The organism is Feifania hominis (assembly GCF_014384765.1).
In the GTDB taxonomy this organism is placed as follows: domain Bacteria; phylum Bacillota; class Clostridia; order Oscillospirales; family Feifaniaceae; genus Feifania; species Feifania hominis.
Window position 1 is genome coordinate 262,372 of record NZ_JACRSP010000002.1, and the last position, 12,725, is coordinate 275,096.

At 59.8% G+C, this 12,725-nt stretch carries 11 protein-coding genes and 1 other RNA gene; 7 read left to right on the top strand and 5 right to left on the bottom strand.

What is annotated here, in order from left to right; translation table 11 throughout:
* The first annotated feature begins 87 nt into the window (after positions 1-87).
* Positions 88-822 carry a MerR family transcriptional regulator gene (locus H8695_RS04745; protein ID WP_249299754.1) on the top strand — a complete coding sequence of 245 codons (735 nt, stop codon included), beginning with the start codon at positions 88-90 and terminating at the stop codon, positions 820-822.
* Between the two features lie 253 nt (positions 823-1,075).
* Here the strand turns inward: H8695_RS04745 and H8695_RS04750 are convergent, their stop codons facing one another.
* Complete coding sequence (locus tag H8695_RS04750) at positions 1,076-1,417, bottom strand: helix-turn-helix domain-containing protein (protein WP_249299755.1); 342 nt, start codon at positions 1,415-1,417, stop codon at positions 1,076-1,078.
* 141 nt (positions 1,418-1,558) lie between these two features.
* Between H8695_RS04750 and H8695_RS04755 the strand changes: the two genes are divergently transcribed.
* Positions 1,559-1,789, top strand: coding sequence for a hypothetical protein (locus H8695_RS04755; RefSeq protein ID WP_249299756.1), 231 nt, complete (start codon positions 1,559-1,561; stop codon positions 1,787-1,789).
* A 152-nt stretch (positions 1,790-1,941) separates the two neighbouring features.
* On the opposite strand, the gene H8695_RS04760 is transcribed toward H8695_RS04755, so the two are convergent.
* Complete coding sequence (locus H8695_RS04760) at positions 1,942-3,957, bottom strand: LTA synthase family protein (protein WP_249299757.1); 2,016 nt, start codon at positions 3,955-3,957, stop codon at positions 1,942-1,944.
* 280 nt (positions 3,958-4,237) lie between these two features.
* Between H8695_RS04760 and cls the strand changes: the two genes are divergently transcribed.
* On the top strand, positions 4,238-5,800 hold the full coding sequence (cls, locus tag H8695_RS04765; protein WP_249299758.1) for a cardiolipin synthase: 1,563 nt from the start codon (positions 4,238-4,240) through the stop codon (positions 5,798-5,800).
* 29 nt (positions 5,801-5,829) lie between these two features.
* On the top strand, positions 5,830-7,443 hold the full coding sequence (locus H8695_RS04770) for a gamma-glutamyltransferase family protein (protein ID WP_249299759.1): 1,614 nt from the start codon (positions 5,830-5,832) through the stop codon (positions 7,441-7,443).
* Positions 7,444-7,533: 90 nt separating this feature from the next.
* On the opposite strand, the gene H8695_RS04775 is transcribed toward H8695_RS04770, so the two are convergent.
* The 3 genes from H8695_RS04775 to H8695_RS04785 all read right to left on the bottom strand — a co-directional run bounded on the left by H8695_RS04775 (position 7,534) and on the right by H8695_RS04785 (position 10,237).
* The gene (locus H8695_RS04775) at positions 7,534-8,523 is read right to left on the bottom strand and encodes a DUF4349 domain-containing protein (protein ID WP_249299760.1); all 990 of its coding nucleotides are present in this window, start codon (positions 8,521-8,523) and stop codon (positions 7,534-7,536) included.
* Positions 8,524-8,610: 87 nt separating this feature from the next.
* Positions 8,611-9,225 carry a bifunctional 4-hydroxy-2-oxoglutarate aldolase/2-dehydro-3-deoxy-phosphogluconate aldolase gene (locus H8695_RS04780; protein WP_249299761.1) on the bottom strand — a complete coding sequence of 205 codons (615 nt, stop codon included), beginning with the start codon at positions 9,223-9,225 and terminating at the stop codon, positions 8,611-8,613.
* On the bottom strand, positions 9,209-10,237 hold the full coding sequence (locus tag H8695_RS04785) for a biotin synthase BioB (RefSeq protein ID WP_249299762.1): 1,029 nt from the start codon (positions 10,235-10,237) through the stop codon (positions 9,209-9,211). Before H8695_RS04785 ends, H8695_RS04780 begins: the two co-directional genes overlap by 17 nt.
* 155 nt (positions 10,238-10,392) lie before the next feature.
* Here H8695_RS04785 and ffs point away from each other — a divergent pair.
* The 3 genes from ffs (at position 10,393) to H8695_RS04800 (ending at position 12,708) form a co-directional block, all read left to right on the top strand.
* Positions 10,393-10,657, top strand: an RNA gene (ffs, locus tag H8695_RS04790) — signal recognition particle sRNA large type.
* A 22-nt stretch (positions 10,658-10,679) separates the two neighbouring features.
* Positions 10,680-12,356 carry a DNA polymerase III subunit gamma/tau gene (gene dnaX / locus H8695_RS04795; protein WP_249299763.1) on the top strand — a complete coding sequence of 559 codons (1,677 nt, stop codon included), beginning with the start codon at positions 10,680-10,682 and terminating at the stop codon, positions 12,354-12,356.
* A 13-nt stretch (positions 12,357-12,369) separates the two neighbouring features.
* The gene (locus tag H8695_RS04800) at positions 12,370-12,708 is read left to right on the top strand and encodes a YbaB/EbfC family nucleoid-associated protein (protein ID WP_249299764.1); all 339 of its coding nucleotides are present in this window, start codon (positions 12,370-12,372) and stop codon (positions 12,706-12,708) included.
* Positions 12,709-12,725 lie beyond the last annotated feature (17 nt).

Genomic DNA, 12,725 nt, shown 5'->3' on the forward strand with positions numbered 1-12,725 from the left:
AGAAGCGCTTTGGCTCCCGAAAACTTTTGAAAAAACCCTTGACTATGACGCTTCGTGATGGTGTATCTTAAAAGAGGAGGTGATCGAATGAAGAGCGTGCGTGAAGTATCGCAGCTCGCCGGTGTGAGCGTACGCACACTGCACTACTACGACGAGATCGGTCTGCTGCCGCCTGACGAGGTGACCCCGGCCGGCTACCGGCTCTACGGCAAGAGAGCGCTCTCCCGCCTGCAGCAGATTCTGTTCTTCCGCGAGCTCCGCTTTCCCCTGCGGGAAATCAAGGCGATTTTAAACGATCCCTCCTTCGATGAAGACGAGGCCCTGCGCCGCCAGCGAAAGCTGCTGCTCGCCCAGCGGCGGCGCCTGGACGGGCTCATACGTCTTCTCGACCAGCGAAGCAAAGGAGTGAACAAGATGAGCTTTCAGGAATTTGACCTGACAGAGATTGAGCGCGCCCGGGCCGAATACGCCGACGAGGCGCGCAGAAAATGGGGCGCCACCGACGCCTACCGCGAGAGCGAACGCCGCACGGGAGGCTACACCGCTGAGGACTGGCAGCGCATTCAGGCCGAGGCCGACGAGATCTGGGACGCGCTCGCCGACGAGATGGGCAATCCCCCCGACTCGCCGCGTGTTCAGGCGCTGGTGCGCCGCTTTCAGGCCCACGTCACCGAACACTATTACCCCTGTACCGACGAGATCCTGGCGGGGCTCGGCGAGATGTATCTCGCCGACGAGCGCTTTCAAAAGAATCTCGACCGGCGCGCACCGGGCTTTGCCGCCTTTTTAAGCGGGGCCTTTCGCGCCGCAGCCGGCCTCTGAGTGAAAGCGCGCGGGATGTTTTCCGCGCGCTTTTCAGCCGCCGAACAGCGCCACCGCAAAGCAGGCAACGCACAGCGCCGCGTTGACAAGGCGCAAAAACGTGAGCCCTGCGCCCGGCTCCTCTCCCTCATAGCCAAACAGATCATCCAGCACCGCAATCCCTCCCGACTGTTTCGATGCTTTGATTCTACCAGATGATCTGTCCCATAAAACGGACTGTGAAAAAGCGAAGCTGCCACAGACGGCAGCTTCGCTATTTTTTCATCTTCTCTTCCTCCGTGAGCAGAATGTCCGCAATCTGCGCGAGCATTCGCCTCTGGCCGGGCGACATTCTACGCACAAGATTCTCCAGCTCGCCGAGCATGTAGCTCTCGCGCGGTGTGCTGACCCCGCTGAGCAGATCGGTAATCTCACAGCCGAGAACCTGCGCGATCTTTGCGAGTGTCTCAAGATTGACCCGCGTGACACCCCGCTCAATCTGGCTGATGTAGCCCACCGAAACCATAAGCGCCTCTGCCAGATAATCCTGCGTTTTGCCCAGCGCCTTGCGCCGCCTCTGTACGCGCTGCCCAATCGCGCCATAATCAATTCCCATCTGCATCACCTGTGCTTAGTTTACCAGTTAAGTCCGGTAAGATGCAGACAGCCATCACTCAAATTATAGCTGTAATTGTTGATTCCGATCGAACACTATGGTAAAATTAGGGGAAATAATGGAGTTGGAGGTGCCGACAGTATGGACCTGTTGGAGGAATACGCAGACTATCTCGGGTGTCAGTATCTATCCGATCTGCGCTATCTGAAAATTTCTCCGCAGCAGGCGCGCCGCATTGAGATGTTGCCCGACAGCGGCCATACACTCGACGAATACAATGAGGCCGCGCGCTATATACTCGGCGCAAGTGCGCCGTATTCATCCATCCGCGAGGCAAGACAGGCTATCATCGAAGGGCTCATGCGTCGATAAAAAGAACCCACCGGTTACCCGGCGGGTTCTTTTTATCGAGCGCAGCGGATTTTCACAAAACAGTCTCGTCCTCGTGCTGTGTCAAGTCTGTCGAACGCAGAGTTGATTCTCACCGTACAAAAAGGCGCCGCCCGGCGGGCGGCGCCTCTCTGTCAGGATTCCGGCACACCGGTCTGTTCCACCGGCTCGGGGACGGGAAGCACATGCGCGTAGTAGTTCTGATCGAGGATGTTGGCGGACATGCTGAACTTGTTTTTGACAATCTTCTTCATCTGGCTGAGATACTCCTCGTCGACCTCGGTTCCGTCGAGGCTCTCGGCGGTCTTGGTCTTCGCGTTGTACTTGACGCGGTCGGTGATGAAGCTGTTGGAGTTGAAGATGACCAGCGGCGAGGAGGTCGAGAAGATGTCCCGCCCCATCAGAAGCCTCGAGTCGTAGTCGAGACCGAAGAGATTGGATACCGTCGGCAGAATATCAAGGCTCGAGCAGACCCGGTCGACTTCGACATGGGGCAGCCCCTTTGTCCAGATGATGAGGCTGCTCTTGTAGAGTTCAAACGTCTCGTCGACTTCGTGGCCGGCAAATTCGTCGATAAACTCCTTTTCCAGGCCATAGGGATAGTGGTCGGCAGAGAGCACAATGACAGTCTTGTCTGCGATGCCCTTTGCCTCAAGCTGTTCGATGAGATACTCGAGCGCCCGGTCGAGCTCAATGTTTGCCGCCAGATAGGCCTTACAGGGGTCGGACATGTCAAGGTGCTCCACGAGCGCCCTGTTCTTCGCCGACATGGCGTTTCCGACAAAAGTGTACTGCAGATGGCCGCTGACCGTCATGTAATAGGTGTGGAACGGCTGATCGTCAATGTACTCGGGAATGGTGACCTGCATCATCTCCAGGTCGGATTCCGGCCATGTGCGTTTGACATTCAGACCGTTTCCAACCGCCTTGTAGTCATAGCCCATATTGGGGTGGGAGATGTGACGCTTGTAGTACTTCCAGGTGTGGTTGTGATAGGCGCGCGTCGAGTAGTCGAGCTTGTGAAACTGGTTGCCAAGCCCGAACGGCATGGCATTGCTGCCCGAGCGGTAAAAGCTCCACACTCCGCCCTTCGGCAGGAGCCCGGTACAGGCGACATACTCGCCGTCCGACGTGCTGACACCCCAGATGGGGTTGTAGAAATTGTTGAACTGAAAGCCCTCGTGGGTGAGTTTGTAGAGAGTCGGCGTGAGTTCCTCATCCACCGCATAGGAGGAGAAGCCCTCTGCCGTGAGCATGATCAGATTGTAGCCCTTGAACATGCCCGTGTACTCATTTTGAAGCGTGGGCTCCACCTGAGAGAAGTACTCATCCATCTTCTTGAGCGTCTCGTCCGTGCCGTTTGCAATCAGGCTGTCAAAGTCGATTTCCATGACATTCGGCTCATAGACAACCGGCTCCGTCGGGAGCGAGGGATCGGGCTCGTCACTGCCGCCGGGATCATCCTCCGGTTCGTAGATGGGGATGGTCGCTTCCGGTGGAAAGATCGTGCGGTGCAGATTGACGCGCATGGTCGCACCGAGGCCCAGTTCCGCCATCGACTGGTCGATCGAGTCGGTGTGAAAATAAAGATCAAAGGCGGAGTACATCTCCTTGCCGCCCGGCAGAAGAAGCAAAATGGCAGCGCACTCTATGAGAACCGCCGCAGCACCCGTCACAATTCCGCGGCGCAGATCAATGCGCCGGAACGTCATGACGTGACGGCCGAAAATCAGAAGCCAGATAAACGGTACCATAAAGAGGACGATGCCGAGCAGATTGTGCCAGATACCGGCCATCATCTCGTTGAAAAAGCCCATGACCTGACCGGTGCCGGTACGCACGGAGTAAAAGGTGAAGTAGGTCTTGAAAATGTCGTGGTAGACGAGCTGCGCCGAGAAGAAAAAGCCCGCGACAAACAGGGTGATCGCCGAGAGCACAAAGTTCGCAATCCGGCCGAACAGGCTGCACAGAAGCCCCATCAGCACCCCCGCAAAGAGCGCAAAGAAGAGCGAGCGCACCACGCCAAAACCCCACTGGCCCACCGCGAGAAAGCGAAACAGCAATTCCATATAGATAAAGGAGACGGCAAAGCCCACCCACGGGTAGACCCGGCCGCGCCTTGTCACAAACAGATTTTTGATAAAATCCAACACTTTCACTTCCCAATCGACATAATCAAACAAAATAATTCTATCACACCAGAATGGGCGATTCAACTGCTCGACTCTTACAAAAAAGTTAATTTTCACAAAAGATACACAATTTCATCAAACAGCCGTCACGCCGGCCGCCTATACTTGTCCTTGGAAGCAGAGCTAAGGTCACGGGCTGCAAACCGTGACGCCCACTCCATATTGTTTCCTTGTTTTCCCACCCCATTCCCGGAAAAGGCCGCGGTTTTCACCGCGGCCTTTTCTTTTGCCCACTCTCATGGTAAACTGTTGTTATTCGTCTGGGGGTGAAACCGTGAAGAGAATCTGGTCCTATCTGACCCACCGCGTGGTGATCGTCAGTCTTCTCATCGCGCTGCAGGCGGCGGTTCTTCTCATCATGACGCTGGTCTTTCAGGCCTACTTTGTCCCGTTTTACTTCATTATGGTCGCTCTGAGCCTGCTTGTGGTGCTCTACATCATTGGAAGCCGCTCGGATCCCGCCTACAAAATCGCCTGGATCATCCCCATTTTGGCGCTGCCCGTATTTGGCGGTCTGCTCTACCTCATCTTCGGCGGACGCAAGCTCTCGCGCCGCGGGCAGCGGCGCATGCGCCCGGTTGCCCGGCGATTCGAGGCCGCCGTCTCGCCCGGCTGTGTGCTCAGCGAACTCGCCGTATCCGACCCCTCAGCCGCGGCGCAGGCACGCTATCTTCTAAACGCTGCGCACTGTCCCCCCTATCGGAACACCGAGTGCGAATACTTCCCCCTCGGCGACGACGCCTATCCGAAGATGCTCGAGGCCATCGAGAGCGCCGAGCGGTTCATCTTTCTGGAGTACTTCATCATCGAAGAGGGACGCATGTGGAACAGCATCCTCGAGCTGCTCGTCAAAAAGGCCGGCGAGGGGGTTGATGTGCGCCTGATCTACGACGATTTCGGCTGCATCATGACGCTGCCCGCAGACTACCGGCAGATGCTTGAAAAAAGGGGCATTCACTGCCGGGTGTTCAACCCCTTTCGGCCCATTCTCTCCTCGAGCTTCAACAACCGCGACCACCGCAAGATTCTGGTCGTCGACGGCAACACTGCATTCACCGGCGGCATCAATCTCGCCGATGAGTACATCAACGCCCGCGTCAAGCACGGCCACTGGAAAGACACGGCTCTCTCGGTGCGCGGGGACGCTGCATGGAGCTTTACGGTGATGTTTCTCTCCATGTGGGACTATCTCACCGGAGAGGACGAGGACTACGAGCGCTTTCGGCCCACGCTGCCGCCCTCTGCGGTCGCGGCGGGTGTGGTGCAGCCGTACTGCGACACCCCTCTCGACTATGAGCCGGTGAGTGAGACCGCCTACTTAAATCTCATCAACCGCGCCGAGCGGTATGTGTACATCAACACGCCCTATCTCATCGTCAGCAGCCAGATGATGACGGCGCTGTGTGCGGCGGCAAAATCGGGAGTCGATGTGCGCATCACAACCCCACATATCCCCGATAAGAAGCTGGTCTTCACTCTGACGCGGGCGCACTACGAAGAGCTTTTGGAGGCGGGGGTCAAAATTTACGAGTACACCCCGGGCTTTCTGCATGCCAAGAGCTTTGTCAGCGACGACCGCCACGCAGTCGTCGGCACCATCAATCTCGACTACCGCAGCCTCAATCTGCACTTTGAGTGTGCGGCGCTGCTCTATGAGACACCCTGTATCGCCGACATCAAGCGCGACTATCTGTCGACGCTCGAGCTGTGCGAGCCCATCACACTGGCCCAGTGCCGCGGCGTGCCCTTTTATACCAGGCTGCTGCGTGCGGTTCTGCGGCTGTTTGCTCCACTGATGTGACAACAAAAAGAAAGGAATGAATCACTGCCATGTTTCCCTCTCACGACCCTCTCAAATTCCGCTATTCCTCCCGCCGGCAGGTGACCTATGCCCGACGCGGCATGGTCTGCACCTCGCAGCCGCTGGCTGCGGCCGCGGGGCTCGACATCCTCAAGCAGGGCGGCAACGCCATTGATGCCGCCATTGCCACGGCCGCCTGTATGCCGGTTCTCGAGCCCACCTCAAACGGTCTCGGCAGCGACAGCTTCGCCCTCGTCTGGACGGGCGGGCGGCTCTACGGCCTCAACGCAAGCGGCAACGCGCCGGCGCTGCTCTCGGCGCAGGCTCTCCGCGAGGCCGGCCACACATCCATGCCCCGCTTCGGCTGGGGTGCGGTCACCGTCCCGGGCGCCGTCTCCGCCTGGGCGTCGCTCAGCGAGCGCTTCGGCCGGTTGCCTTTCGAGTCCCTGCTCGCGCCCGCCATCTCCTATGCCGAGGAGGGATATCCGGTCTCCCCGATCACCGCGCATCTGTGGGGCAGAACTTTCCGTGACTTTTCCGAAAAGCTTACAGACGACGCCTACCGCGAGTGGTTTCGCGTCTTCGCTCCCGGCGGGCATGCGCCTCAGCCGGGTGAGATCTGGCGCTCACCCGACCATGCGGCAACGCTGCGCGAGCTTGCCGCCACCCGCTGTGAGAGCTTCTACCGTGGGGCGCTTGCCGAGCGCATCGACGCTTTCTCCCGCAGCACCGGCGGCTACCTGCGCGCCGAAGACCTCGCGGCGTACCACAACGAGTGGGTTGACCCCATTTCGACAAACTACCGGGGCTACGATGTCTGGGAGATTCCGCCGAACGGCCACGGCATCGTGGCGCTCATGGCGCTCAACATCCTCGAGGGCTTTACGTTCAGGGGACGCGATGACACTGAGACATTCCACCGCCAGCTTGAGGCCATGAAGCTCGCTTTCGCCGACGGGCAGCGCTATGTCACAGACCCGCGTGACATGCGGGTGACCGCAGGGCAGCTTCTCTCCAAGGAATACGCGGCAAAGCGCCGCCAGCTCATCGGCGACAGCGCCCGCGCACCTGAGGCGGGCGACCCCGCAAGCGGAGGCACGATCTATCTGTGCACCGCCGACGCCGAGGGCAACATGGTCAGTTACATCCAGTCAAACTATGTCGGCTTCGGCTCGGGACTCGTCGTGCCCGGCACCGGCATTGCCCTGCACAACCGCGGCTACAACTTCTCACTTGACGAGACGAGCGACAACTGTGTCGCGCCGGGCAAAAAGCCCTACCACACCATCATCCCCGGTTTTCTCAGCCGGGATGGGAAACCGGTCGGCCCGTTCGGCGTCATGGGCGGTTTCATGCAGCCGCAGGGCCACGTGCAGATGGTCATGAACACCGTGGACTTTGGGATGAACCCGCAGGAGGCTCTCGACGCTCCGCGCTGGCAGTGGGTCGGCGGCATGGACATCGAAGTTGAGCGCGACTTTCCCGCCGCTCAAACCGAGGAGCTGGTGCGAAAGGGCCACCACATGCGCGTGCCAACCGACAGCTATGCCTTCGGCCGCGGCCAGATCATCTGGCGCGGCGAGGACGGCGTGCTCATGGGCGCGACCGAGCCGCGCGCTGACGGCGCCGTCGCGGCCTGGTAAAAGCAAAAGGGAGGGGACGTGCTGTCCTCTCCCTTTTTGCCTCTTTATATTGTAACTACGGAAAAGAGCCTCGAACGTGGGCTCTTTTTTCTACTGCTCCGAGGTGTCCTTTTGCTCCTGCGGAGGCTCCACCGGAGGCTTCGGGGTCTTTCTGCGCCGCAGTGAGAGCTTGACAATCACAACGACCACAACAGCCGCCACGGCAAGCAGCACCAAGAACGGGAAGATGCCGATCAGGCTGATCACGCCGTCCTGCAAAAAGTCCACAAAGTTGTTCCACGAGCGGCGCAGAGCATTGGAGATCCGCTGCCCGAAAGACAGCGTCACACTCTGGCGGTCGGAGTAGCGCACCACCTCGCGGATGTTGAGCTCAACATAGCTGTAGTCAACCTGGTTTTGCCAATTTGTCAGCTGTGAGGTGTAGCTCTCGATTTCGTAGATGACCTCAGACAGGCGTGTCTCGATGGTGATCATATCCTCGACGCGGTCGGCTTTCTGCATCATGGCGAGCAGATTGTCCCGCTGGAGCTCGAGAGATTTGAGCCGCGCTTCGGTATCGAGATACTGAGTCGTGATATTCTCGGCGGACGAGCTGCTTGTTACCACGTTTCCAATGCGGCCCGCAGAATTCATGAATTCCTCAAAGCGGGCCTGCGGTACGCGGTAGACAAAGCTCGCATAGCGGTTCTGGGGCACCGCCGTATCCGAGTCAGACGGATAGTAGACGTCCGACGACGTGCTCGAGCTCTCGACAAAGCCGCCGAGCTCAGCGAGCAGAGCCTTTGCCGCAGCGACCGCCTCGTCAAAGCGCAGGCTCTCAACTTGCAGGTAGCCGCGGTAAATCAGCTTCTGCGACGGGTCGAACTCCGTTGGCGTCACAAGCGCTCCGTCGCCGGAAAACTCCGGGTCCGGCTGTGCGCCGACGTCCATGTCGAAGCCATTTTCCATCGGGGCGCCGGGACTGGTGGTCTCACCGGTATAGTAGTCGCTGGCCTTTGCCGAACAGCCTGCAAACAGCGCCGTGACAAGGACGAATACCGCCGCGAGTGCAAGCAGTCGAACCGAATTTCTGTTTTTCAAATCAATCCCTCCGTTTCAGCAGATGTGAAAGTGCGGGTGTTCCTATTGCTTAGACTGCAACAAAACCGATTTGGTTCCCGACAGCGCTCAGACCGACTGAGCCGCCGAGAGAATGGCCTTGACCTTTCTGACAAAAAGCGCCTCATCCGCCGCCCAGCGCGAGAAGTCCGCCCGGATCAGATCCGCCCCCGCGCCCGCAAAGCGCGCGGCGTTCTCCTCCGTCACACCGCCCGCCGCCATAAATGCGGCGGCAGGATGATCGTTTTTCATCAGTTCAAAGTAATCCGCCCCCAGGGATACCGCAGGGTAGAGTTCGACGATCTCCGCGCCGAGTGCCAGCGCACGGCGCACCTCGCCCGGCGAAAATGCCTCCGGAATGGCCGGCACCGACAGATTGCCGCAAGTCTTGAAAATAGCCGTATCAAAGCTCGGGGTCTCAATGAAACGCGCCCCCGCCTCCACCGCCTCAAAGGCCGTGTCAGCGTCGGTCACATTGCCTGCGCCGATGACCATGCTCGACGAGTACCGCTCGCCGAGTGCCGAGAGAAGCGAGACCGGCGCGTGTTTGCTCAGGCGCACGAGCAGCGCCATCACACCGCCGCTCTCATAGAGCTGCGCAAGGCGCAGCGCCTGCTGTTCATCCGCAGCGTCGATCACGCCGATGACCCGGCAGGTTTTGAGAAGCTCAATCTTTCGTTTCATTGCAATTCCCCCTGTCTTCCTCCCGGCCGCTCCCGCCGGGGACACAAAACGCAAGGCCGGCGAGCTGCGCCACATGGCGAATGTGCGCAAGCCCCTTGATCATTCTCTCGTCAACCACGCGGAAGTTCTTCGCCAGAGCCGACGGCAGCAGATCGACAAAGAGCAAATTGGCGCCGGCCTCGAGCGCCGCGAGATTGCCGCTGACGCCTGCAAGGCCCTCCCCCCGGTTCTCCCCCGGCTGTTGGGCCGTGATGTCGATGTGCGGCATCATCAGCCGCAAAAGTGAGATCTCCCTGAGATTCCACTCGATGCTCCCCGGTCCTCCCTCGGCGGCAAGCGGCGTGCCCGCGGCCGGCATGTAGGGGATGATCGGCGCCCAGCTGATGCCGAGCTCACGCATGAGCAGAATGTCGTCCGCGAGCATCTCGAGCGTCTGGCCGGGATAGCCGACAATATTGCCCGACGCCAGCGCCATACCGGACGACTGAATCGCCCGGATGCAGGCCATGCGCCGGTCGAAGTCGGTGGAGGGATTCAGACGGTTGAAGACCTCGCGCTGAGACATTTCAAATTTCAGCACGAACTCATCCGCCCCCGCATCGCGCAGCGCCCGATAGTGGTCATCGGGCAGCTCGCCTACCGCAAGACTGACCCGAAAGCCACGCTCCTTTGCGCCCTCCACCAGGCGCAGAATATTTTCAAAGCCGTACTTCGGATCCTCCCCCGATACGAGAAAGAGCCGTGAAAGCCCCATTTCCCGCGCCGTATCCATCATCGAGCAGACCTCCTGCGGGTCGAGGCGGTAGCGCGGCAGGGCGCTGTTTCCCGCGCGCATCCCGCAGTAGAGGCACTGATTTTTGCAGATGTTGGAATAGCCGAGCATGGCGCTCGCTGTGACCGCGCCGCCGTGTTCGATGTGTGTACGCTTTGCCTCTGGCGTCACGGCACTGTGAAACTCCTCATCCGGCAGCGACAGCAGTTCGAGCACCTCGGCTCTCGTCTGAATTTTCATCTGGCTCCCCCCTTTGTCTGTTTCATTTTACACTCGTATGGGCAAATGCGCAAGCAATACAGAAAATCGTACCGGCTGTTGACGAAACGAAAAAAAACGGATAAAATATTATGAGATATCCCATGGGGTATCGGAGAAAACGGTGACAGATACGACCACACTAGTCGGGAAGTTAGCGGTGTCCTGAACCTGCAATCCGCTATAGCAGGGATGAATTCCGCCTCGAGGGCATCTGCCGTACAGTCAGCCTTGAGCCGCGCGGCGTTGAGAGACAGGTCTTGCGCAATCGGAACTTGTGAACCATGTCAGGCGGGGAACCGAGCAGCATTAAGCAAATCCTCCGGTGTGCCGCGAGAGCGCCTGTCTTGAGCTTCGCACTCAAGTAACGTGTATGGCCGCTGTTCGACAGGCGGTGTGTGGTCCTATGTGTTCCCGTTTTCTTTTGTCACACGATGGAAAGGGTGTTGTCATGTACCAGGCGCTCTACCGAAAATACCGCCCGGCGACGTTTGACGACGTCGTGGGCCAGACGCCGATCGTCACGGTGCTCAAAAACGAGCTGATCTCAAACCGGCTCTCCCACGCCTATCTCTTCTGCGGCACGCGGGGTACGGGCAAGACCACCTGCGCGAAAATTCTCGCCAAGGCCGTCAACTGCCCACACGCCCACGACGGCAACCCCTGCAACGAGTGCGACATCTGCCGCGGCATCGACAGCGGCGCCATCCTCGATGTGACCGAGATCGACGCCGCCTCCAACAACGGCGTCGACAACGTGCGCGACATCCGCGACGAGGTCGTCTACTCCCCCTCGGCGACACGCTACCGCGTCTACATCATCGACGAGGTTCACATGCTCTCGACCGGCGCGTTCAACGCGCTGCTCAAAACTTTGGAAGAGCCGCCGGCACACGTGATTTTCATCCTCGCCACCACGGAGTTTCACAAGATTCCGGCGACGATTCTCTCGCGCTGTCAGCGCTTTGACTTCAAGCGCATCACAAACGACGTCATTGCCGCCCGCCTCGCCGACGTCTGCGCCCGCGAGGGAATCACAGCCGACGCGGACGCGCTCGCGCTCGTGGCGCGGCTCGCCGACGGCTCCATGCGCGACGCTCTCTCCATTCTCGACCAGTGCGCCGTCACGGCCGACACCGTGACCTACGCCCACGTCGCCGCACTGTCGGGCGTCGGCGGGCGGCGCTATCTCGGCGAGCTCGTCGCTGCCGTTGCGCGGCAGGACTACCCCGCGGCGGTGAGTGGTCTCTCGGCGGTACACGCCGACGGCAAGGACATGGGCGTCGTCTGTGAGGAAATCATCAGCTATTTTCGCGATATGATGCTCCTGAAGACCGTGGAAAAGCCCGACGCGCTGCTCGCCTGCCCGCCCGATGAGCTCGAGGCTCTGCGCGGACTTACGGGTGAATTCACACTCCCCATGCTGATTCGCAATCTGCGTGAGCTTCAGCGCACCTATGACTCGCTCACGCGCAGCGCCAACAAGAAGCTCGAGCTTGAGCTGTGTCTGCTGCGCCTGTGCGACAGCCGCGTCACAAGCGACAACGAGACGCTGCTCGCGCGTGTCTGCGCCCTGGAGAAAGCTCTCGCATCGGGCGCCGTACCCCCGGCGGTACAGCTTCCCCAGATGGCACAGGCTGTTCCTGCACCGTCCCCGGCCGTTCCGGCGCAGACCGCTCCCGCCGACGACGAGCCGCCCTTTCCCCTTGCGGACAGGCCCGCGGCGCCGGCGGACGCCCCTGCTGCAGCCGAGCCCACGCCGACACCGGCCGCGGCGGCGGGCGGCGAGCTCTTCTTCTGGACCGATGTGATGAAATCGCTGAGCAAGTCCATCTCGGGCATGCTGCAAAACGCAGCCGTTGCCTCGGACGGGCGGACGCTCACGCTCACCGTGCGCGACAAATTTGTCTACACGCTTCTCTCGAAAGACAGCGCAAAGGGCGAAATCACCCGCAGCGTCGCGCAGTACGCCGGCGCGCCGCTGGCGCTGAAGATACTCTTTGAGGAGCAGAACGCCCCTCCCGCCGAGAGTGAAAACGAAAATCTCGCCGCGCTCATCCGGCGCGGCCGCGAGAACGGAACCATACAATTTACAAAGTGACGGAGGAAAACAAATGAAAGCGAGACTGCCACAGGGCTATGGCGGCGGCCAGGCCAACTTGATGAAACAGGTTCAGAAGATGCAGGAGGACATGGCCGCCCTGCAGGAGGAGCTCGACAACCGCGACTTTACCATCACGGCCGGCGGCGGGATGATCACCGTCGTCATGAACGGCAAGAAAGCGCTCAAATCCATTGAGCTCTCCCCCGATATTGTCGACCCCGACGACATCGAGACACTGCAGGATCTCATCGTGGCGGCGGTCAACGAGGCGACCACGCAGATCGACGCCACCGTATCGGAAGAAATGGGCAAAATCACCGGCGGCATGAACATCCCCGGACTCTTCTGACGGACAAAGGAGCCGAT

What these genes read in the sequence shown, in the direction of transcription:
- H8695_RS04770 (WP_249299759.1), top strand. Translation starts at nt 5,830, where the DNA reads ATGTTTCCCTCTCACGACCCTCTCAAATTCCGCTATTCCTCCCGCCGG.
- H8695_RS04780 (WP_249299761.1), bottom strand. Translation starts at nt 9,225, where the DNA reads ATGAAACGAAAGATTGAGCTTCTCAAAACCTGCCGGGTCATCGGCGTG.
- H8695_RS04785 (WP_249299762.1), bottom strand. Translation starts at nt 10,237, where the DNA reads ATGAAAATTCAGACGAGAGCCGAGGTGCTCGAACTGCTGTCGCTGCCG.
- H8695_RS04800 (WP_249299764.1), top strand. Translation starts at nt 12,370, where the DNA reads ATGAAAGCGAGACTGCCACAGGGCTATGGCGGCGGCCAGGCCAACTTG.
- H8695_RS04750 (WP_249299755.1), bottom strand. Translation starts at nt 1,417, where the DNA reads ATGGGAATTGATTATGGCGCGATTGGGCAGCGCGTACAGAGGCGGCGC.
- H8695_RS04745 (WP_249299754.1), top strand. Translation starts at nt 88, where the DNA reads ATGAAGAGCGTGCGTGAAGTATCGCAGCTCGCCGGTGTGAGCGTACGC.
- cls (WP_249299758.1), top strand. Translation starts at nt 4,238, where the DNA reads ATGGTAAACTGTTGTTATTCGTCTGGGGGTGAAACCGTGAAGAGAATC.
- H8695_RS04755 (WP_249299756.1), top strand. Translation starts at nt 1,559, where the DNA reads ATGGACCTGTTGGAGGAATACGCAGACTATCTCGGGTGTCAGTATCTA.